At 63.2% G+C, this 19,373-nt stretch carries 18 protein-coding genes and 4 tRNA genes; 9 read left to right on the top strand and 13 right to left on the bottom strand.

Annotation, left to right across the window (positions count from 1 at the left end; all coding sequences use genetic code 11):
- Positions 1-48 precede the first annotated feature (48 nt).
- Entirely contained in the window at positions 49-753 is a 705-nt protein-coding gene (locus O3300_RS14555; protein ID WP_305053356.1) for an SMI1/KNR4 family protein, read from the bottom strand.
- A gap of 160 nt (positions 754-913) precedes the next feature.
- On the opposite strand from O3300_RS14555, the gene O3300_RS14550 reads away from it, so the two are divergent.
- Positions 914-2,131, top strand: a complete 1,218-nt coding sequence (locus tag O3300_RS14550) for an MFS transporter (protein WP_305053355.1) — start codon at positions 914-916, stop codon at positions 2,129-2,131.
- On the top strand, positions 2,128-2,754 hold the full coding sequence (locus O3300_RS14545; protein ID WP_305053354.1) for a metalloregulator ArsR/SmtB family transcription factor: 627 nt from the start codon (positions 2,128-2,130) through the stop codon (positions 2,752-2,754). The genes O3300_RS14550 and O3300_RS14545 overlap by 4 nt, the downstream gene beginning before the upstream one ends.
- 41 nt (positions 2,755-2,795) lie before the next feature.
- Here the strand turns inward: O3300_RS14545 and phaP are convergent, their stop codons facing one another.
- From phaP to O3300_RS14525, 4 genes are all read right to left on the bottom strand, one after another.
- The gene (phaP, locus tag O3300_RS14540; protein ID WP_077402186.1) at positions 2,796-3,407 is read right to left on the bottom strand and encodes a TIGR01841 family phasin; all 612 of its coding nucleotides are present in this window, start codon (positions 3,405-3,407) and stop codon (positions 2,796-2,798) included.
- 107 nt (positions 3,408-3,514) lie between these two features.
- The gene (locus O3300_RS14535) at positions 3,515-3,709 is read right to left on the bottom strand and encodes a hypothetical protein (RefSeq protein WP_099664698.1); all 195 of its coding nucleotides are present in this window, start codon (positions 3,707-3,709) and stop codon (positions 3,515-3,517) included.
- Positions 3,710-3,756: 47 nt separating this feature from the next.
- Positions 3,757-5,997 carry an ATP-binding protein gene (locus O3300_RS14530; RefSeq protein WP_305053353.1) on the bottom strand — a complete coding sequence of 747 codons (2,241 nt, stop codon included), beginning with the start codon at positions 5,995-5,997 and terminating at the stop codon, positions 3,757-3,759.
- Positions 5,998-6,099: 102 nt separating this feature from the next.
- Complete coding sequence (locus tag O3300_RS14525; protein WP_305053352.1) at positions 6,100-6,528, bottom strand: helix-turn-helix domain-containing protein; 429 nt, start codon at positions 6,526-6,528, stop codon at positions 6,100-6,102.
- A 115-nt stretch (positions 6,529-6,643) separates the two neighbouring features.
- Here O3300_RS14525 and O3300_RS14520 point away from each other — a divergent pair, with 115 nt between their 5' ends.
- On the top strand, positions 6,644-7,495 hold the full coding sequence (locus tag O3300_RS14520) for an SDR family oxidoreductase (protein ID WP_289906639.1): 852 nt from the start codon (positions 6,644-6,646) through the stop codon (positions 7,493-7,495).
- Between the two features lie 98 nt (positions 7,496-7,593).
- Here the strand turns inward: O3300_RS14520 and O3300_RS14515 are convergent.
- The 4 genes from O3300_RS14515 to O3300_RS14500 form a co-directional block, all read right to left on the bottom strand.
- A tRNA-Leu gene (locus O3300_RS14515) sits at positions 7,594-7,678 on the bottom strand.
- A gap of 67 nt (positions 7,679-7,745) precedes the next feature.
- Positions 7,746-7,830, bottom strand: a tRNA-Leu gene (locus tag O3300_RS14510).
- Positions 7,831-7,897: 67 nt separating this feature from the next.
- A tRNA-Leu gene (locus tag O3300_RS14505) sits at positions 7,898-7,982 on the bottom strand.
- Between the two features lie 331 nt (positions 7,983-8,313).
- A tRNA-Leu gene (locus O3300_RS14500) sits at positions 8,314-8,398 on the bottom strand.
- Between the two features lie 409 nt (positions 8,399-8,807).
- Between O3300_RS14500 and rnr the strand changes: the two genes are divergently transcribed.
- The 4 genes from rnr to O3300_RS14480 all read left to right on the top strand — a co-directional run bounded on the left by rnr (position 8,808) and on the right by O3300_RS14480 (position 13,775).
- Positions 8,808-11,378, top strand: a complete 2,571-nt coding sequence (gene rnr / locus O3300_RS14495) for a ribonuclease R (RefSeq protein ID WP_305053351.1) — start codon at positions 8,808-8,810, stop codon at positions 11,376-11,378.
- A gap of 3 nt (positions 11,379-11,381) precedes the next feature.
- Complete coding sequence (rlmB, locus tag O3300_RS14490; protein WP_034784003.1) at positions 11,382-12,125, top strand: 23S rRNA (guanosine(2251)-2'-O)-methyltransferase RlmB; 744 nt, start codon at positions 11,382-11,384, stop codon at positions 12,123-12,125.
- Between the two features lie 191 nt (positions 12,126-12,316).
- On the top strand, positions 12,317-13,066 hold the full coding sequence (cysE, locus tag O3300_RS14485; RefSeq protein WP_099664693.1) for a serine O-acetyltransferase: 750 nt from the start codon (positions 12,317-12,319) through the stop codon (positions 13,064-13,066).
- 10 nt (positions 13,067-13,076) lie between these two features.
- Entirely contained in the window at positions 13,077-13,775 is a 699-nt protein-coding gene (locus O3300_RS14480) for a YceH family protein (RefSeq protein WP_070260269.1), read from the top strand.
- Positions 13,776-13,791: 16 nt separating this feature from the next.
- Here the strand turns inward: O3300_RS14480 and O3300_RS14475 are convergent, their stop codons facing one another.
- Both O3300_RS14475 and O3300_RS14470 read right to left on the bottom strand, forming a co-directional pair.
- Positions 13,792-14,160, bottom strand: a complete 369-nt coding sequence (locus tag O3300_RS14475) for a tetratricopeptide repeat protein (protein ID WP_305053350.1) — start codon at positions 14,158-14,160, stop codon at positions 13,792-13,794.
- A 7-nt stretch (positions 14,161-14,167) separates the two neighbouring features.
- Positions 14,168-14,617 (bottom strand): DUF4240 domain-containing protein, encoded by a 450-nt coding sequence (locus tag O3300_RS14470; RefSeq protein ID WP_305053349.1) that lies wholly within the window; start codon positions 14,615-14,617, stop codon positions 14,168-14,170.
- A 192-nt stretch (positions 14,618-14,809) separates the two neighbouring features.
- On the opposite strand from O3300_RS14470, the gene O3300_RS14465 reads away from it, so the two are divergent.
- Together O3300_RS14465 and udk are read left to right on the top strand one after the other, a co-directional pair.
- Entirely contained in the window at positions 14,810-15,313 is a 504-nt protein-coding gene (locus O3300_RS14465) for a DUF2199 domain-containing protein (protein ID WP_305053348.1), read from the top strand.
- 59 nt (positions 15,314-15,372) lie between these two features.
- Positions 15,373-16,017 carry a uridine kinase gene (gene udk, locus O3300_RS14460; protein ID WP_099668153.1) on the top strand — a complete coding sequence of 215 codons (645 nt, stop codon included), beginning with the start codon at positions 15,373-15,375 and terminating at the stop codon, positions 16,015-16,017.
- 27 nt (positions 16,018-16,044) lie between these two features.
- Here udk and O3300_RS14455 read toward each other — a convergent pair whose 3' ends face one another.
- Positions 16,045-17,214, bottom strand: a complete 1,170-nt coding sequence (locus tag O3300_RS14455) for an HlyD family type I secretion periplasmic adaptor subunit (RefSeq protein WP_099664688.1) — start codon at positions 17,212-17,214, stop codon at positions 16,045-16,047.
- A complete protein-coding gene (locus O3300_RS14450; protein WP_305053347.1) occupies positions 17,211-19,358 on the bottom strand; it encodes an ATP-binding cassette domain-containing protein in 2,148 nt (715 codons plus the stop codon). Before O3300_RS14450 ends, O3300_RS14455 begins: the two co-directional genes overlap by 4 nt.
- Positions 19,359-19,373 lie beyond the last annotated feature (15 nt).

The raw sequence follows: 19,373 nt of genomic DNA, 5'->3' as shown, positions 1-19,373 counted from the left end.
TATATACAGTTTAAACCTTCAGCCGCCGCTTGCCCAGCGATTTTATGTTCAGCCAGCCGTGCTGTAGGCAAAACAGCTGTCGAACTTTTCGTAGGGAATCAGTTCCGCGCGCAGGCCAGCCAGTTCGATATCGCTCAACAAGCCCCGGTGCGCTTCCTTGCGCCCCTTCGGCAACAGCACGTCGTAATCGATGATGTCCCTGGCCAGCAAGGATTGCAGCACTTCGGCCTGGCGCGCCGTCAGGTAGCGCGCATGCGTGCCCAGGGTGTTTGCCAGTTGTTCCTTGAATTCATCATCGCTGACGTCGTTGTACGTATCCTGGTCGGCCATGCTGTTCAACAACATGTGAAACAGGAAATCCTGCAGGTTCTTTGCCAGATATTGGGCTTCATCCTGGTCATGCCACAGCAGCACGACGGGCATGTCGCCGTCTTGCTGGCCAGACGCGAAAAAGCAGTAGTGATCGCCCGCGCCCGTTTGCGCGAACGGGATGAAGCGGAAGGCGGGATCGATCTGCCGGTAATCGTCGGGATCGGCCAGTTCTTCCATGGCTGCCGCTGCGGCTTTGACGCTCAGCAACTCGAAATCGTCCGCATGCAGCAGCAGGGTGGGCCGCTCTGTCAAGGTGGGATAGACCAGCTTGTACCAGTCGGGGCCGTATTCGCCCACGGCCAGCATGCCGTCGCGGTCCAGCTGCCGGTACAGCGCAGGATAAGTGAAGCCGTGTTGCTGTTCAATTTCTGCCAGTGTCATGTTTGCCCTGTTCAACGTGAGTCATGCTGCAATGATAGCCGAGGCGATGGCGCGCACGGCTGGCCCCACGGCGACAATGATGCGCATAATTAATAAACATTTTAGTTTACTTATATGGCGTGCTCACGTAGTCTGGCCAGACCATCTCCATCGAGCCCGCATGAAAAACATCATCCTGATTTCCGCCGCCTGTTTGCTGGCATTGCTGTCGACCATCGGCGCCTCCCTGCCGTACCCGATCCTGCCGCCCCTGTTCGCGGCCGAGGCGCCGAATGCCTTCAACAATTTCCTCGGCTTGCCATCGAAACTGCTGTTCGGCCTGGCGCTGACCATCAACCCGCTGGGCTTGCTGATCGGCTCGGCCTTGCTGGGGCCGCTGTCGGACCGCTATGGCCGCCGCCCCTTGCTGATGCGCACGGCCGTGGGCGCCGCCATCGGCCACGCCGTCACGGCCTGGGCGCTGGTGATCCAGTCCTATCCCCTGTTCATCGTCGCCCGTTTCATCACCGGTTTGCTGGAGGGGAACGGCGCCGTGGCGCGCGCCATGCTGGCCGACCAGCTGACGGGACCGCTGCGCCTGCGCGCCATGTCCTGGCTGAATGGCGCGTTTTACCTGGGCTGGCTGGTGGGGCCGATCCTGGCGGGCGCCACCCTGCATTGGGGCGTGACGGTGCCGTTCTGGATCGCCGCCGCCGCCCTGATGCTGGTCGCCGTGCTGGTGGCCGTGGGCTTGCCGCGCGAAACGCCGTCCCTGCTGACGACGTCGTGGTGGCAAGTGGCGCGCGACCGCCATTCGCTCAATTTGCTGCGCCATGACGAGCTGCGCACCCTGTTCATCGTGCAACTGGCGCTGACTTGCGGCGTGGCCAGCTTTTACGAGTTCTATCCGCTGTGGCTGGTCGAGACGGCCAATTACCATGCGCAAGAGATTGCCTGGGTGAATGTGGGCCTGTGCGGCACGATGACCATCACTTCACTGCTGGCGGGCGGTCCCAGCCGCCATGCGCCGCTGCTGCGCGCCAGCTGGTATGCGTGCGGCGTGGCGCTGGCCGTGGGAATCTTGGCGCTTGGCAATATCTGGGTGGGCATCGCCGCCATCGTGCTGTTCGGTATTCCGAATGCGCTGTACAACACGGTGATCCAGGGCTGGTGCGCCGAGCGCTTCAGCGCGCACGGCCAGGGCGCCGTGATGGGCTTGCTGGCCACCACCTTTTGCATCGCCAACATCGTCGTCGCCCTCAGCGGCTCCGTGCTGACCCTGATCGATACGCGGCTGATCCTCGTCGCGGGCGCCTGTTCTGCCGCCTGGGCCGCGTGGCGCATGGCCGCCTGGCGCCGCCAGCTGGCCGGTGCAGTCGATGCCGAGGCCGTGGCATGAATACGTCTGAGCAGACGCTGTTCCTGCTGAAGATGCGCGGGCCGCAGACGGCGCAGCAGCTGGCGGCCTTGCTCGATATCACCTCCATGGGCGCGCGGCGCCAGCTGGAAGCGGCGCAGGACAAGGGTCTGGTGGCTTGCGGGGACGTGGCCGACAAGGTGGGGCGCCCGTCGCGGCGCTGGCAGCTGACGCCAGCGGGCCACGCGCGCTTTCCCGACCGCCATGCCGACCTGACCCTGGAATTGATCGCGCAAGTAAAAACCCTGTTCGGCGACGAGGGGCTGGATAGACTGATCGGCGCGCGCGAGCGCAGCAGCGAAGCCGCCTACGGCAAGCTGGTCGACCCGGGGCTTGATCTGGCGCAACGGGTGGATAGCCTGGCGCGGGCGCGCGATGGCGAAGGTTATATGGCCCATGCGGAACCGCAGGACGATGGCAGTGTCTTGCTGGTGGAAAACCATTGCCCGATCTGTGCGGCCGCCAAGGCGTGCCAGAATTTCTGCCGCGCCGAACTGGCCATCTTTCAGCGGGTATTGGGGGACGATTGCACGGTGGAACGCAGCGAATATCTGCTGGAGGGGGGGCGGCGCTGCGTGTACCGGATCATGCCTATCGGGACCTGAGGAATCAGGCCCCGATAGGTGTGTACGGACTTCTTGTCAAATTACTTCTTGGCAGCCTTCGGCTTGGCGGCAGGCGCCGCCTTTTCAGCCGCGGCGGTGGCGCCGCCCGTCGCCTTTTCCGTGGCCTGCGCCACTTGCGCGCTGGCCTTGGCGATCTGCTCTTCCACCGTTTTCACGGCCTGTTTCGTGGCCTTGGTCACTTGTTCGTAGCCGAGGAAGGCGTTGTCGATGGCGGCCTTGACGATGGCGACGGCGTTTTCCGAGCCTGGCGGCACGTTTTTCGTCACGTCGTAGATCAGGGCGCTCAAATTGCTTTTCGCTTCGGCCACATGGGCTTCGGCGGCCGTCGTGAATTCCGTGTGGATTTCCTTGATGATGTCGTCGAGTTGCTGTTTATACGCTTTCGCGCCGGCCACGCCCGGTTGCAGCTGGGCGGCGGCGGCGGCCATGGCGGCCTTCGGATCCTTGGCCTGGCTGATTTCCTTGCTGGCGGCTAGGCCATCCTCGATGCCGGACTTGGCGGTGGCCATGTTCAGCGCCAAGACCTGTTCCACGCCTTGCACGGCCTTGGAGGTGAGGGTGTTGAAGGTCATCAGCTGGAATTCAAACAGGGCCTTGGTGGCCGTTGCGAATTGTTCGGGATTCGTAAACATGTGGTCTCCTCGGTTTGAATAGATACGTTCTTATCGTTCCATACTCTTTCGACGCCGCATTGCCATCGCTTGCTCTCAAGCCGGTGCCCCGTGTGGTCATGGCCCCATTATTTAACAAGCGCCGGTTTTTCGCAACGGCTATCTTTGTACGGTCCCGAGGCCAGTTCCCAGCCAAATCCCAGGGTCGATTGGGCGCACGACAGGGTGCCGTCGATCTTGCTGCGCCATTTGTACCAGGGGGCAGGTCCGGCCATTGCGCCAGCGCAAACTGCCAGCAGGGCAGTGGCGATAAGGTATTTCATGGGTGCTCCGAAAGAAATGCTTGCTGGCATTGTAGCGCGCTTGCCCGTCAGGGGGCGGGCGCTTGCGGCGCGGCGGCGGGCAGCTGCAGGGTGAACGTGGTGCCGCTGCCGTCGCCGGTGCTGCTGGCAACATGGATATGGCCGCCCAGCACGCCCGTGACGATGTTGTGCGCCACATGCAGGCCCAGGCCCGACCCGCCGGAACCGAGCTTGGTCGTGAAGAAGGGGTCGTAGACATGCACGAGGTCATCGGCGGCGATGCCCACGCCCGTGTCGGCGATGGACAGGGTGATCGTCTGCCCGTCGTCGCTGCCGCGCGCGGTGATGGCGATGGTGCCGCCGCTGCGGCCCTCGAAGGCGTGGCGCAGGCAGTTTTCCAGCAGGTTGCTCAGGACCTGGCCCAGCGGACCCGGATAGCTGTCCATGGCCAGGCCTTCGGGCACGTCCTGCGTCAGGCTCAGGCCGGCGGCCTTGAGCGGCGTCGACATGGGCAGCATCAGTTCGGCGATGAACTGGCGCAGCAGGAAGTGGCGGCGCTGCGAGCTGGCGCGGTCGACGGCGATCTGCTTGAAGCTCGACACCAGGTCGGCGGCGCGCTGCAGGTTGCGCAGCATGATGGCGTCCGCCTCGCTGGCCTGGGTCAGGTAGGCGCCCAGTTCGGAGCGGCGCAAGCCGTCGAGGAAGCTGGCCTGGATTTCGCGCGTGCGCTCGGCCATCGTGGTGGCCACCACCAGGCCGTTGCCGATCGGCGTATTGAGTTCGTGCGCGATGCCGGCCACCAGCGCGCCCAGCGCGGCCAGCTTGTCGCGGCGCACCAGTTCTTCTTGCGTGATGGACAGGTTTTCCAGCGCGGCGGCCAATTCGAGGTTCATCTGCTCCGAGTGTTCCTTGGCCTGGGTCAGCGCCGCCGTGCGTTCGGCCACCAGCTCTTCCAGGTGGGCGCGGTGGCGCTGCAGCTCGCGTTCGTGGCGCATGCGGCCAATCGCGATGCCGGCCAGGTCGGTGGCCGTGTCGATCAGCTCCAGGTCGCGCGCGTCGGGCTGGCGCACTTCGCGGTAGTACATGGCGAAGGAACCGAGCACGGTGCCATCCTGGCCGAAGATGGGGCGCGACCAGCAGGCGCGCAAGCCGAATGGCGCCGCCAGCTCGCGGTAGGGCGCCCACAGCGGATCGCGCATGATGTCGGTGACGACCACCGGTTCGCGCAGGAACATGGCCGTGCCGCAGGAGCCCACGCCGGGGCCGATGGCCACGCCTTCGAGCAGGGCCATGTATTCGGCCGGCAGGCTGGGGCCGGCCGCGCTATGCATGTGGATGCCGTCGTCGTCGAGCAGCATGATGGAGCAGAGCACGCCGCGCGACTGGCCTTCGATCAGCAGCAGCAAGTGGTTCAGGGTGGGGATCAGCGGCGCGCCCTTGGCGACCATTTCCAGCAGGGCGCTCTGGCCCGAGCGCATCGCTTCGGCGAGGTTGCGTTCGGTCAAGTCGATGATGCGCGCATGCACCAGCTGGCGGCCGGGCACGGACAGGCGCATCAGGCGGATTTCGCAGGCGATCGGGTGGCTGTCGCGGTGGCAGCAACTGGCGCGGAAGACGACGATCTTGCCTTGCAAGGTATCGCGGATCTTTTCTTCCAGCAGTTGCGGCGAGGCGCGGCCATCGCTCTGGTGCCTGGGGAACAGCGGCTCCATGCCGCCTTGCAGCAGCTCGGCCAGCGGCATGCCGAACAATTCTTCGGCCAGGTGGTTGGCGTCGATCAGCAGGCGGTTGTCGATATCGAACAGCAGCACGGCGTCGGGCGAACCGGCCAGGATGGAGTGGTAATTGACTTCCAGCGTTTGCGGATGCAGGGGGCGCGGCGGCGTGGCAGCGCGCGGCGCGGGCGCCTCGGCCTTGTGCAGCGCCAGTTCCATGAGGATTTTTTCCGCCACGTCGCGCGCATTGAAGGGCATCTTGATGTAGTCGGAAGCGCCGGCGCCCACGCTGCGGCCTTGCTCTTCGGCGCTGGGGGTGGCCGACATCAGCAGCAGGGGTACGCCGTGGCGTCCGCCCGCATTGCGCAAGCGCATGCAGGTGGCGCCGATATTCGTGCCCGCCAGGGCCGCGTCGAGCAGGATCAGGTCCGTGCCGCCGGCCGCCAGTTCCACGCCCTCGTCGATATCGCCCGCCAGTCCCGTGCCCAGGTTATGCCGGTCCAGCACATACAGCAGTTCGCGCACATCGTTCGGCGAATTGCTGACCAGCAGCACATTGGCCCGGTCAGTGATGGAAGAAATCAACTGGTTCATGGTGTCGCGCCCTTACGCGTTTCATGGGCCTAGTATTACATCAAGGCAAGTAGGAGTAAACGATAATTCTTGATGACTAAAAGCAATGCGGATGGCCCTCGTTCACGCGGCGTTTTGCACGGCAGGCGCCGTGGCCAGGTCGGTGCGCGCCCGTTCGATGCGCGGGTAATTATCCTCGATCCAGTCGACCAGCACGGCCAGGCGTTCGGCCGCCTCGCGTCCCAGCGGCGTAAGGCTGTACTCCACCTTGGGCGGGATCACCAGGTACGCCTGGCGCAGCACGAAGCCGTCGCCCGCCAGCGCTTCCAGGGTTTGCGCCAGCATTTTTTCGCTGACGCCGCCCACTTCGCGGCGCAGTTCGCTGAAGCGCCGCGTGCCGCTCAGCAGCAGTACCAGCACCAGCACGGCCCAGCGGCTGGTCAGGTGGCTGAGCACGGCGCGCGACGGGCAGGCGGCCGCCAGCAGGTGCGCGCCCTGGTTTTGGCGGGCGAGGGCGGCGCGCAGGCTGGCGCCGGGAGTGTCTGTGGACATGATAGTTGGCCTCGTTAATGAGATTTTATTTATACTTACCAAAAGGTACGTACTTACAATAAGTAAGTAATAGTCCTATTATAGGGTTTTACCACCCACGTACCAAGGAGAAATCATGATCGTCATCACCGGCGCCACAGGCAACCTGGGCCAGCACGTCATTGCCAGCCTGCTCAAATCCGTCCCTGCAGCCAACATCATCGCCGCCGTGCGCAACCCGGCCAAGGCCGCCAGCCTGGCCGCACTGGGCGTGCAAGTGCGCCAGGCCGATTACAACGATGGCGCCAGCCTCGATGCGGCGTTCAAGGGTGCAACGAAAATCCTGCTGATCTCGTCGAGCGAAGTGGGCCAGCGCGCGCAGCAGCACCAGAACGTCATCGATGCGGCCAAGCGCGCCGGCGTAGCCCTGCTGGCCTATACCAGCGTCTTGCGCGCCGACACGTCGCCGCTGGGCCTGGCCTCCGAGCACGTCGTCACGGAAGCGGCCATCCGCGCATCCGGCCTGCCATACACTTTCCTGCGCAACGGCTGGTACCTGGAAAACCATACGGAACACCTGGCGCCCGTGCTCGAGCATGGCGTCGTGCTGGGCGCGGCGCAAAACGGGCGTTTCTCGTCGGCCGCGCGTCTCGACTACGCGGCGGCCGCCGCTGCCGTGCTGACGGCGACCCAGCCGCAAGCCATCTATGAACTGGCAGGCGACCAGGGCTTTACCCTGGCGGAATATGCGGCCGAAGTGGCGCGCCAGTCGGGCAAGGCGATCGCGTACAAGGATATGCCGCAGGCGGACTTCAAGGCGGCGCTGGTGGGCGTGGGCGTGCCGGAAGGCTTTGCCGACTTGCTGGCCGATTCCGATGCGGGCGCGGCCAAGGGCGGCCTGGAAGACCATGGCAAGCAATTGAGCGCGCTGATTGGCCGTCCGACGACGAGTCTGCATGACGCCGTGAAGGCGGCGCTGGCCAAATAAGGGGAGGGTGCCGCAGGGATGCGGCATTCTGGAATCATTCTGGAATGAAAAAAGCCGCAAACTCGTGAAAGTTTGCGGCTTTTTTGCGAATTAGGTAATGGTGCCCACGAAGGGACTCGAACCCCTACACCCGAAGGCACATGGACCTGAACCATGCGCGTCTACCAATTCCGCCACGTGGGCACTGATGCTGCTACTGCTATATCTCACTACTGTACTGCGGACTACAACGAAAACGACTCGTTGCTGGTGGTGCCCACGAAGGGACTCGAACCCCTACACCCGAAGGCACATGGACCTGAACCATGCGCGTCTACCAATTCCGCCACGTGGGCATTGTGCTGCTTTTACTGCTATCGACTACTTTACTGCGGATCACAACAATGAACAACTTGTTGCTGGTGGTGCCCACGAAGGGACTCGAACCCCTACACCCGAAGGCACATGGACCTGAACCATGCGCGTCTACCAATTCCGCCACGTGGGCATTGTTACTGCTTGCTGCTTGTCGCTGCATGTTCTGCAGCGAGGACAAAATCATAAGGGCTGGCGCGCATTCGGTCAATCAACATTTTGCACTTTTCTGCAAGAAACATGTTTTTTCGCCTGAAAAGGGCTTTTCCCTATGAAAAAAGGCTGAATCTGCCTATTTTTTCAGCGTTTTTGATGACGGATGGCGTTCGCTGGAGTGCGGGGAGTGAATGTCATCGCCTGGCAGGTGCGTGGCGATTGCGGGGAGGGGGAAATGGGTTTTCGTCTCGGAAATGAAAAAAGCCGCAAACTCGTGAAAGTTTGCGGCTTTTTTGCGAATTAGGTAATGGTGCCCACGAAGGGACTCGAACCCCTACACCCGAAGGCACATGGACCTGAACCATGCGCGTCTACCAATTCCGCCACGTGGGCACTGATGCTGCTGTGACTTATTACTTTTACTGCTCGAGTACTTGTTGAAAAATAACTTCACAACAATTCTGCTATTATAGCGACTTGAAGAGTTTTGCGCCAGATGAGCTTTCGCTCCATACTGCACATCAACCCTGTACCGCTTTCCTGCAACTGCATCCCCGTGAAGGTTTGTCGCTGCAAGAGACCGAGATTATAGAGCAATATTTGCCGAAGTCAAATGCATTGCGCAGCTTTTCTCCTTTTTTTCATCGGCGGGGCACTTGTTCGGTTTCCGCTACGCTGTCCGTTAGGCAAACCAAGGCGTCCTCCGGTACACTACCGGACATCACCGTGTCAATATTGACGGTGATGTCATCGGTCTTTGTCTTCCGTTTGATCACTGTCAATAACAACTATAGAAATACTTTTGAGCCAAAATACCCACACCATCCCCAGCCGGGAGGACATTCTCGGCATATTCCGCAGCGTCAGCGCGCCTCTCGACCCGCAGTCTCTCGGGAAAACGCTGCAAGTGCATGCCGATTCCATGGATGTCCTGGTCCGTCGCCTGAAGGCGATGGAGCGCGACGGCCAGCTCAAGTCTGACGCCAGCGGTGTTTTCAGCCTGGCCGACCAGAGCGCGCTTGTCGCCGGTCGCGTCACCAGCCACCGCGACGGCTTCGGCTTTGTCATTCCCGACGACGCCAGCGCCGACCTGTTCCTGCCTGAGAAAGAAATGCAGAAAGTACTGCATGGCGACAAGGTCATGGCCCGCATCGTCGGCACGGACCGCCGCGGCCGTCCGGAAGGAACGATCGTCGAAGTCACCTACCGCGCCAATACCCACGTCATCGGCCGCCTGATCCAGGAAAACGGTACCTGGGTCGTGGCGCCGGAAGACCAGCGCATCGGCCAGGACATTTTGGTCACCGGTTCGGTGGGCAAGGCGAAGGCCGGCCAGATCGTCAGCGTCGAGCTGACGGAGCAACCGATGCGCTTCAAGCAGCCGGTCGGCAAGATCGTCGAAGTGCTCGGTGCGCTCGACGATCCCGGCATGGAAATCGAGATTGCCGTACGTAAATTCAACGTGCCGCACGTCTTTTCCGCCGCCGCCCTCAAACAAGCTGAAAAGCTGCCATTCGAAGTGCGCGCCGCCGACCTGAAAGACCGTGTCGACCTGCGCGACGTGCCATTGGTCACCATTGATGGCGAGGACGCGCGCGATTTCGACGATGCCGTGTATTGCGAACCCGTCAAGATCGGCCGCGCCAACTGCTTCCGCCTGATCGTGGCGATTGCCGACGTCAGCCATTACGTGAAACCGAACGACGCGCTCGATGTCGATGCGCTCGAGCGCAGCACGTCCGTCTACTTCCCGCGCCGCGTCATCCCGATGCTGCCGGAAAAGCTGTCGAATGGCCTGTGCTCGCTGAACCCGGCCGTCGACCGCCTGACCCTCGTCTGCGACGCCGTCGTCAGCGACAAGGGCGAGTTGAAGGCTTACCAGTTCTACCCGGCCGTCATCCATTCGGCCGCGCGCTTGACCTACGACGAAGTCGCTGCCGTGCTGGGCAATACCAAGGGACCCGAAGCGGCGCGCCGCGCGGACATCCTGCCGCACCTGCAGAACCTGGAAGCCGTCTACCGCGCCTTGCTGAAAGCACGCACGGAGCGGGGCGCCATCGATTTCGAGACGACGGAAACGTATATCGTCTGCAATAGCGCCGGCAAGATCGAAAAGATCATCCCCCGCACGCGCAACGAAGCGCACAAGATCATCGAAGAGTGCATGCTGGCGGCCAACGTTTGCGCGGCGGATTTGTTGCTGCGCAACAAGCACCCCGGCACCTACCGCATCCATGCCAGCCCGACCAAGGAAAAGCTCACGCAAGTGCGCACCTTCCTCAAGCAGGTGGGCCTGAACCTGACGGGCGGCGACACGCCATCGGCATCCGATTACCAGACCCTGATGCAGCAGATCAAGGCGCGTCCCGACGCGGCCCTGCTGCAAACGATGCTGCTGCGCTCGATGCAGCAAGCCGTCTACAGCCCGGACAATATCGGCCACTTCGGTCTGGCCTACGAGGCGTATGCCCACTTCACCAGCCCGATCCGCCGCTATCCCGACCTGCTGACGCACCGCGCCATCAAGGCCATTCTGCAAGGCAAGAAATACGAGCCGAAGCTGTCCGAAAAGACCGTGCTGAACACGAACGTGTCGAACGCCACGCGCAAGCAGCAGGCGAAGGACAAGGCCGACGGCAAGCCGAAGAAGACGGATTTGACCATCTGGGACGCGCTGGGCGTGCATTGCTCGGCCAACGAGCGCCGCGCCGACGAAGCGTCGCGCGACGTGGAAGCCTGGCTGAAGTGCTACTTCATGCAAGACAAGCTGGGCGAAGAGTTTACCGGCACCATCACGGGCGTGACCACGTTTGGCGTGTTCGTGCAACTCGATACCCTGTTTGTCGAAGGCCTGGTGCACGTCACCGAGCTGGGCACCGATTACTTCCAGTACGACGACGCGCGCCATGAATTGCGCGGCGAACGCACGGGCAAGCGTTATCAATTGACCGACCGTCTGACGGTGCAAGTGGCGCGTGTCGACCTGGAAACGCGCAAGATCGACCTGCGCCTGGTCACCGATGCGGAACTGGCGGGCGAAGAAGCGCCAGCCAAGCCGAACGGCAGCGGCAAGCGCAAGGGCGAAAAGAAATCGATGGTCAAGCCCGGTCCAGCGACCGAGCAGCGCCATGAGATCAAAACCAGCGTCAACAACGGTGGCAAACCCGGCAATGGTTCCGGCGGCCGTGCCAACGGCGCCAAGGCGCAAGCCAAGCCTGCAGCCAAGGCCGCGCTGAAGGAAACCCCGAAGGCGGCGGCGCCCAAGGCCGCCGCGCCGAAACGCAGCAAGAAACCAGCCGCGGCACCCGCTGCGGCGGCACCACGAGCAGCAAAAACTGTATCTGTATCAAAAACAAGCAAGAAGAAACGATAAATAATGAAGAATAAAATGATTTTCGGCTTCCACGCCGTCACCTCGCGTCTGCGTCATGAAGCGTCGTCCGTGGAAGAAATTTTTGTCGATGCCAGCCGCGTCGACGGCCGCATGAAGGATATGATCGCCGCCGCCAAGGCTGCCAACGTGCGCGTCATGCCTGTCGACTCATCGCGTCTGGACAAGATCGTCGGCACGCGCCGCCACCAGGGCGTGATCGCGTTTGCCTCGCAACTGTCGCTGGCGCGCAATCTCGATGAGTTGCTGGACGCTATCGACGGCCCGCCGCTGCTGTTGATTCTCGACGGCATCACCGACCCGCACAACCTGGGCGCCTGCCTGCGCGTGGCCGACGGCGTTGGCGCACATGCCGTCATCGTGCCGAAGGACCGCGCCGTGGGCCTGAACGCCACGGCCGCCAAGGTCGCCAGCGGCGCCGCCGAAACCGTTCCGTACATCACCGTGACGAATCTGGCGCGTACCATGCGTGAACTCAAGGAACGCGGCATCTGGCTGATCGGTACGTCGGACGACGGCGAAAAAGGCTTGTACGAAGCCGATTTCACGGGCCCGACGGCCCTCGTCATGGGTTCCGAAGGCGAAGGCATGCGCCGTTTGACGCGCGACACCTGCGATATCCTCGTCAGCATCCCGATGTTCGGCTCCGTCGAGAGCTTGAACGTGTCGGTCGCTTCCGGCGTTTGTCTGTACGAAGCCCGCCGCCAGCGGATTGCGAAAGAAGGCTAAAAAACGTCCAGGGCGGCGTTGCATTGCCTCGCCGTACTTGCGTACTGTCTTCGGCAATGCGCCTTGCCCTGAACGTTTTGTAGCGCTTCTTTATATGCCGCCGCCCTTGAGGCGGCGGTTGTTTATCTGCCTCCCCGGCAGCACGCCGCCGAATACGCTACCATTTGCGTTCCACCTTATTCATTGTCATTATGTTCCACCACCTGCGCGAAGATATCAACAGCATCATTGAACGTGACCCCGCCGCCCGCAATGGCTGGGAGGTGCTGACCTGTTATCCGGGCTTGCACGCCATCGTCATGCACGGCTGGGCGCACTGGTGCTGGACGCGGCACATGAAGTGGGTAGGGCGCTTCATTTCGTATATCGGCCGCATCATCACGGGCATCGAGATCCATCCGGGCGCCGTCATCGGCCGGCGCGTCTTCATCGACCATGGTTTCGGCGTGGTGATCGGCGAGACGGCCGTCGTCGGCGACGACTGCACCATCTACCAGGGAGTCACTTTGGGCGGCACCTCGCTGCACAGCGGCAGCAAACGCCATCCGACCCTGGAACGGGGCGTCATCGTCGGTGCCGGCGCGCAAGTGCTGGGCAGCTTCACGGTGGGCGAGTACGCCAAGGTAGGCTCGAACGCCGTGCTGCTGAAACCCGTGCCGTCCGGCGCCACGGCCGTCGGCAACCCCGCGCACATCGTGCAAAAGGATGTCAGCGCCCTGCGCGAGGGCAGCACGGCCCATTTGTTCGCCGCGTATGGCGTCACGCCCAACGGCGACGATCCCCTGTCGAAAGCCCTGCAAGGCTTGATCACGCACGCCGTGGCGCAGGAACAGCGCATCGAGACCATCCTCGCCACCCTGAAGGCGGCAGGCATCTGCTGCCAGGGCGTGCCCGAGTGTGATAAATTTGATTCCGAGCAAATGAACAAGCTGGTTGATTAAGGATACAGGCATGACTACAGACGCAAACGCAGCAGAGAAAAGCAGCGACAATCCGAATCTGCTCGACCCCTTCGAGATCCGCGTGCTGGCCGTGCTGGCCGAAAAGGAAGCGCTGACGCCGGACAGCTATCCGCTGTCGCTGAACGCGCTGACGAACGGCTGCAACCAGCTGTCCAGCCGCGACCCCGTCATGGCCCTGTCCGAAGAAACCGTCTACGACGTGTTGCAGCGTTTGATGCAGCGCAAATTCGTCAACGGCATCACGCAGGCGGGTGCGCGTGTCGCCAAGTACGAACACCGCATGCGCATCAAGTGGTCGCTGGAACAGGACAAGCTGGCCATCCTGACGATCTTGATGCTGCGCGGCTTGCAGACGGCAGGCGAGATCCGCAGCCGCAGCGGCAGGGTGCATGAATTCAAGTCCGTGGCGGAAGTGGAAGCCGGCCTGCAATTCTTGATCGACAAATACCCGCCGCTGGTGGCCAAGCTGGCCGTCGCTCCCGGTGCCAAGGAACCGCGCTACGGCCATCTGCTGGGCGGCGAAGAGGCGCTGGCGCAGATCGAGACGGCGGCCGGTTTTGCTGGCGCCGTCAGCGCGCCGCAGCAGGGCAGCAGGGTCGCCCAGCTGGAACAGGAAGTGCTGCAATTGCGCAGCGATTTCGATGGCCTGGCGGCGCAGTTCGAGGCGTTCCGCAAGCAGTTCGAATAGTTTTCAGGGCACGCGCCTATTGGGCCTGCGGGTCGAAATAGGCGGTCCAGGTCAGGCTGGAAGCGGCAAGACCCTGCGCCTTGCCAAATTGCGCGATGGCCTTGCGCGGCTTTGCCAGTCCCGCCAAGGCCACCCCCAGGTTGTAATGGGTATGGCTGTCCGTCGAGCCCAGCTTGAGCGCTGTTTCCAGTACGTTGACGGCGTCCCTGTACTTGCCCTGGTCGCACAGCACGGCGCCCAGGCAAGTGATCAGGGCCGTGTCTTGCCGAGCCGCTTGCAAGGCGCTGCGCAACACGGCTTCAGCCGCCGCCATGTGCGTCTCCCAGTGCCCGGCATCGCCATCGGCCTGCTGGATATGCGCCCTGCTTGCGGCGATGGCGTCCATTGCCGTCTTAGCCAGGCCAGGCGGCGGAATTGCTTCCGGTTTCATAGGCGACGCTGGCGGTAAAATCCCAGTCATCGGTGTCGCGCCCTGTCTTCTCGGACCAGGCCTCGGGAGCGACGCTCAACAGTTCTTCCAGCCACGCGTCCGTTTGATCGGGCATCAGTGTGGGGTCGGCCAGAACGCTGTCGTACGTGGCCTTGCCCGAGCCGACGACGAAACAGCGCGCATACAGGAAACTGTCATCCGACTTCCCTGAATCACCGGCCTGCTCCGCAAACACCTTGCCATCGAGCTGGTACAGTGCCTGCGCCAGGCACTCCTCGAAGCCCTTGATGTCCTTGACCGGCAACTCGGCGAGGGCTTCGGTCAATGGTTCCACCGCAGCATCGGCGTCGCCGTCTTGCAGGGCTTCACGGTCGATTTGCTCTATCAGCTGCCAAAATTTTTCTTCGTTCATTGTTCATTCCAGGTAAATAGTCGATCGATACTGAAAGAGTCCAGGCATGCAATGCCCGTGGCGCGATGCGTCCCGTCTGTGCATCTTGGGCTTGTTTAGAATATCATCTTGCCCGAATGCCAAGCGCACGGTTTCCCCACGTAACTCTTTGCATGCAACACCACAAACAATTCGACCAAGCGTACCTCCCACATGACTTTTTCCTTCCTGTGCCGCTCCTGCGGCGAGACCCACACGGGCATGCCCAGCTTTGGCGCCGATGCGCCGTGGCTGTACGAGCAGATGGCGCCCGCCGAACGGACCGCGCGCTGCCAGCTCGACAGCGACGCCTGCATCGTCGACGAAGCGCACTGCTTCGTGCGCGCCACCATCGACATTCCCGTGCACGGCGCGGACGAGCCGTTCAGCTGGGGCGTGTGGGTATCGCTGAGCGGCGACAGCTTCGATGCCTGGGACGCCTGCTTCAACGATGCCAAACGGGCGCACATCGGCCCCTTCTTCGGCTGGCTCAGCACGCAGCTTCCCGTGTATCCGGACACCCTGAACCTGAAAACCCGCGTGCACCTGCGCGACGATGGCCTGCGCCCGGCCATCGAGCTGGAACCGACGGATCATCCGCTGGCGGTGGAGCAGCGCGACGGCATCACGGCAGAGCGGGTGGCCGAGCTGTATGCACGACTGATGCATGGCGCGTGACGGGCCCGGCGTTGCAGCCGCTCCCTGTCGGACCGCTCATGTTTCCGGTATCATTCGGCATGAATACTATTTCCTTCCAACCGTTTGTTATTGGTGTCGCTGGCGGAAGCGGCAGTGGCAAGTCCACCGTATCCCAACAAGTGCTGGCGTCGTTCGGCGCCGACATGGTCTCGGTCGTGATGCAGGACGACTACTACTGCGACCAAACCCATCTCTCCCCTGAAGTGCGCCGGCAGCAGAATTACGACCATCCGCAGGCGTTCGAGTGGCCATTGCTGGTGCAGCACATCCAGGCCTTGCGCAATGGCGAATCGATCGAGATGCCCGAGTACGACTTCACGCTGCACAACCGCTCCGACAGGACCATCTTGGTCAAGCCGGCGCCGGTGATCGTCATCGAGGGCCTGTTTGCCCTGTATGACGAAGACTTGCGCAACATGATGTCGCTGAAGATCTTCGTCGACACGGCCTCCGACGTGCGCTTCATCCGCCGCATGCAACGCGATATCACGGAACGTGGCCGTTCGGTGGAAAGCGTCATCGAGCAATACCTGGAAACCGTGCGCCCGATGCACAAGCAATTCATCGAACCGACCAAGCGCAATGCCGACGTCATCTTGCCGCACGGCGCCAATGGCCCCGCGGTCGACATGATCACGGCCAAGGTGGCCAGCGTCATCGGTCGATTGAAACCGGCCGTTTGAAGCCTGCCGGTGACGCAGCCCGCTGCGTCACCGCTCTCCCATCGACTCCGAGAACGTCTTGGTGATCGGTTTCGTCAGGTAGCGCAAGACCGTCTTGCGGCCCGTGTTGATTTCCACGGTGGCCGTCATGCCGGGCTGGATCAGAATCGGCTCGCCATTCTTGCCCATCAGGTTGCGCCCGCTGGTCTTGATCTGCACGCGGTAGTACGGCTGCTCGTTGCCCTTGTTGTCTTCGCTTAAAGTGTCCGCGCTGATGTAGCTGACGGTGCCGCGCAGGCGGCCGTAGATGCCGTAGTCATAGGCGTCCAGTTTCACGGCCGTGGGCAGGCCGGGCTTGATGAAGGCGATGTCGGCCGGTTTGACCTTCGCTTCGATGATCAGGTCATCGTCCGTGGGCACGATCTGCAGGATTTCCTCGCCCGGCTTGGCCACGCCGCCCAGAGTGGTGAGGCGCACGTTGCGCACGATGCCGTCGGTGGGCGCGTAAATGTCCGTCGAACCCAGCTGCTCCTTGCGCTGGGTCACCGTCTGCAGCACGCCGGCCAGGTCTTCCTGGGCTTTCACCAGATCCGTTTGGCTGTCTTGCAGGTATTTGTTGCGGCGGTTGGTGATCTGCGCCTGGATGTCGACCACCTGCCGCCGCAGTTTCAGCACTTCGGCGCGGCTGACGTCACCCGTTTCCAGCAGCGGCAGATTCATTTCCAGCTCTTCCTTGATCAGTTTCATGGCGCTTTCCAGGGAGCTCACTTCCGCCTGCACGGCGCCCTGGCGCTTGCTGAACAGGGCCAGCTGGTTGGCGCGAAATTCCGGAAACGCCTGCAGTTCGGGCGGGAACTTCGGCGCGCCGCCAAACACTTCCGCCTGCAGGCGCGCCACGGCCGCCTTCAGCCCGGCCGCCTTGGCCGTGCTTTCCAGGTAGCTCGTCTCGGCCCGCGTGCGGTCGAAACGGGCCAGCAATTCGCCTTTCTTCACGATGCTGCCTTCATGCACGCGCAGTTCGGCCAGCACGCCCCCATCGGCCACCTGGATGATCTGGTTGCGCGAGCTGGCGATCACCTGGCCGTTGGCGCGCGTGACCTGGTCCAGCTCCGCCCACGAAGCCCAGGCGATGACGCCCGCCAGCGCCGCCGTGCAGCTCCAGATCAGCACCCGGCCCCGTTTCGCTTCTTCCCTCGTTTCGACCTTGGCCAGTTTCATGCGACGGCTCCTTGCGCTGCCGCAGCCTGGACCACCGACGCGGGCGCGGAAGCGGGAACGGCTTGCGGTTTGCCCGACAGCTTGGCCAGCACGGCATCGCGCGGGCCGTCCAGCAGCACCCGTCCCGCCTGCAGCACCACCAGGCGGTCGAGCAGGGGCAGGAGGGCGTTCTTGTGCGTGGTGGCGACCATGGTCACGCCTTCGGCCGCCAGCTCGCCCAATAGCCCGACGATGCGCGCTTCCGTCTTCGCATCCATGGCGCCCGTCGGCTCGTCGAGCAGCCAGATGCGCGGCTTGGCCAGCAGCAGGCGCGTGACGGCGATCAACTGGCGCTGGCCGCCCGACACGCCCCGTCCGCCTTCGGTGATGCCGAGTGCCAGTCCCCGTGGCTGGCCCAGTATCAGCTCGATCAAGCCCGTGCGTTTGGCGGCGGCCAGGATGGCTTCCTCGCCCGGGTCGGCCAGTCCCAATAACAGGTTGTCGCGCAGGGTGCCGCTGAACAGCCGCGTTTCCTGCGGCAGGTAGCCGACCATTTCGCGCACCACGGCCGGCGCCAGCAGGGCCATGTCGACGTCGCCCAGGTAGGCTTTTCCCTCGGCCGGTAGGTACAGGCCCGAGGCCAGTTTCAGCAGGGTGCTCTTGCCCGAGCCGATGGCGCCCACCAGGCCGACGCGCTCGCCGGGGCGGATGGCGAGGTTTTCCACTTCCAGCGCCACCTTTTGCGCGCCGCCATACGTAAAGCGGATGCGTTCGAAGCGCAAGCCCGTGTCGAGGCTGCGCGGCGTCAGCGCGAACTGCGCATTGTCGGCTTCGTTGGGCAGGCTGATGACCTGTTCCAGGCCGTCGATCGAAGCGCGCGCATGCGCCCATTGCACCATCACGGCGGGCAGCTGCACGATGGGCATCAGGGCGCGGTTGCTGATGATGGTGCAGGCCATCAGAGCGCCCATGGTCATCTGGTTTTCGGCCACGAACCAGGCGCCCATGGAGATCAGCGCCACATTGGTCAGCTGCTGGAAGGCGGCCGTGATGTTCTGCGACAGGGCCGCATAGTCGCGGATATTCTGCTCGGCGTGGCTGCTCTCGGCCACCAGTTCGGCCCAGCGCGCCTGCATCATCCATTCGGCGCTGCTGCCCTTGAGCGTTTCGACGCCGTCGACGGCTTCCACCAGCAAGCCGGCCTTGCGGTTGCTGGCGTTGAGGTTCTTGCGCGTATGGCTTTCGATGGCGCGCTGGAACATCAGCCCGCACGCGAGGGCCAGCGGCAGGGCCACCAGCGGCACCACCACCAGCCAGCCGCCGATGATGGTGATCATGGCGAGAAAAATCACGGCGAAGGGCACGTCCGTCAGTACGAACAGGGATGTCGACGTGAGCACGCCGCGCACCATTTCAAAGCCTTTCACCTGCGCCGCCAGGGTACCGACGGACGCGGGGCGCGCCTCCATGCGGATGCCCAGCATGCGCTGGAAAAACCACTCGGACAGTTCATGGTCGACGTCATTGCACGAGTGGTCGACGATGCGGCTGCGCACCTGCTTGAGGATGAATTCCAGGCCGATCGACAGGGCCACGCCCACCACCAGTACCCACAGGGTGCTGAAGCTCTGGTTCGGGATCACGCGGTCGTACACCTGCATGGAAAACAGCGAGGTGGCCATGGTCAGCAGGGTCACCAGCGCCGTGGCCAGCACGGCGTCGACAAATACGCTTTTCTTCAGCCACAGGGCGTTGCGCACCAGGGCCAGGGCGCCGGGCCGGGCGCCGCTTTTTTCGCTGCGGCGCGGCAGGCCCACGCAAGCCAGGCCGGTCAGCGAGGCCAGTTGCAAGGCGCGCCCGTCGATGCCTTCGCCGCGCCAGGCGCCGTCGGCACCGCGCGACTGCAGCAAGCCCCAGCCCGTGCTGGCGCTGTAGACGGCGAACGGCAGCTCGCCCGGCGTCGGCTCGTGCAGCGCGCGCGCCGCGCCTTCCAGCCCGGCCGCCTGCCAGATGGCGGTCAACACCACGCCGGGGGCGCCGTTGTCGTCGACGTCATCGAGCTGGCGCTGCAGGTCGGCCAGGCGGGCGGCGGGCACGTGCTGTCCCGTCAGGCGGGCGGCCCGCTCGATGAGTGTCAGCAAGCCATGTTTGATGGAGGTATCCACGCTGTCTCCTGTTCG

This window comes from Janthinobacterium sp. SUN206, from assembly GCF_030587305.1.
GTDB classification, from domain to species: Bacteria; Pseudomonadota; Gammaproteobacteria; order Burkholderiales; family Burkholderiaceae_D; genus Janthinobacterium; species Janthinobacterium kumbetense.
This window is presented reverse-complemented; position numbering and strand designations above follow the sequence as displayed.

Bases quoted from the DNA above. Each gene is read 5' to 3' on its own strand.
- O3300_RS14555 (WP_305053356.1), bottom strand. From the start codon at position 753: ATGACACTGGCAGAAATTGAACAGCAACACGGCTTCACTTATCCTGCG.
- O3300_RS14550 (WP_305053355.1), top strand. From the start codon at position 914: ATGAAAAACATCATCCTGATTTCCGCCGCCTGTTTGCTGGCATTGCTG.
- O3300_RS14545 (WP_305053354.1), top strand. From the start codon at position 2,128: ATGAATACGTCTGAGCAGACGCTGTTCCTGCTGAAGATGCGCGGGCCG.
- phaP (WP_077402186.1), bottom strand. From the start codon at position 3,407: ATGTTTACGAATCCCGAACAATTCGCAACGGCCACCAAGGCCCTGTTT.
- O3300_RS14535 (WP_099664698.1), bottom strand. From the start codon at position 3,709: ATGAAATACCTTATCGCCACTGCCCTGCTGGCAGTTTGCGCTGGCGCA.
- O3300_RS14530 (WP_305053353.1), bottom strand. From the start codon at position 5,997: ATGAACCAGTTGATTTCTTCCATCACTGACCGGGCCAATGTGCTGCTG.
- O3300_RS14525 (WP_305053352.1), bottom strand. From the start codon at position 6,528: ATGTCCACAGACACTCCCGGCGCCAGCCTGCGCGCCGCCCTCGCCCGC.
- O3300_RS14520 (WP_289906639.1), top strand. From the start codon at position 6,644: ATGATCGTCATCACCGGCGCCACAGGCAACCTGGGCCAGCACGTCATT.
- rlmB (WP_034784003.1), top strand. From the start codon at position 11,382: ATGAAGAATAAAATGATTTTCGGCTTCCACGCCGTCACCTCGCGTCTG.
- cysE (WP_099664693.1), top strand. From the start codon at position 12,317: ATGTTCCACCACCTGCGCGAAGATATCAACAGCATCATTGAACGTGAC.
- O3300_RS14480 (WP_070260269.1), top strand. From the start codon at position 13,077: ATGACTACAGACGCAAACGCAGCAGAGAAAAGCAGCGACAATCCGAAT.
- O3300_RS14475 (WP_305053350.1), bottom strand. From the start codon at position 14,160: ATGGACGCCATCGCCGCAAGCAGGGCGCATATCCAGCAGGCCGATGGC.
- O3300_RS14470 (WP_305053349.1), bottom strand. From the start codon at position 14,617: ATGAACGAAGAAAAATTTTGGCAGCTGATAGAGCAAATCGACCGTGAA.
- O3300_RS14465 (WP_305053348.1), top strand. From the start codon at position 14,810: ATGACTTTTTCCTTCCTGTGCCGCTCCTGCGGCGAGACCCACACGGGC.
- udk (WP_099668153.1), top strand. From the start codon at position 15,373: ATGAATACTATTTCCTTCCAACCGTTTGTTATTGGTGTCGCTGGCGGA.
- O3300_RS14455 (WP_099664688.1), bottom strand. From the start codon at position 17,214: ATGAAACTGGCCAAGGTCGAAACGAGGGAAGAAGCGAAACGGGGCCGG.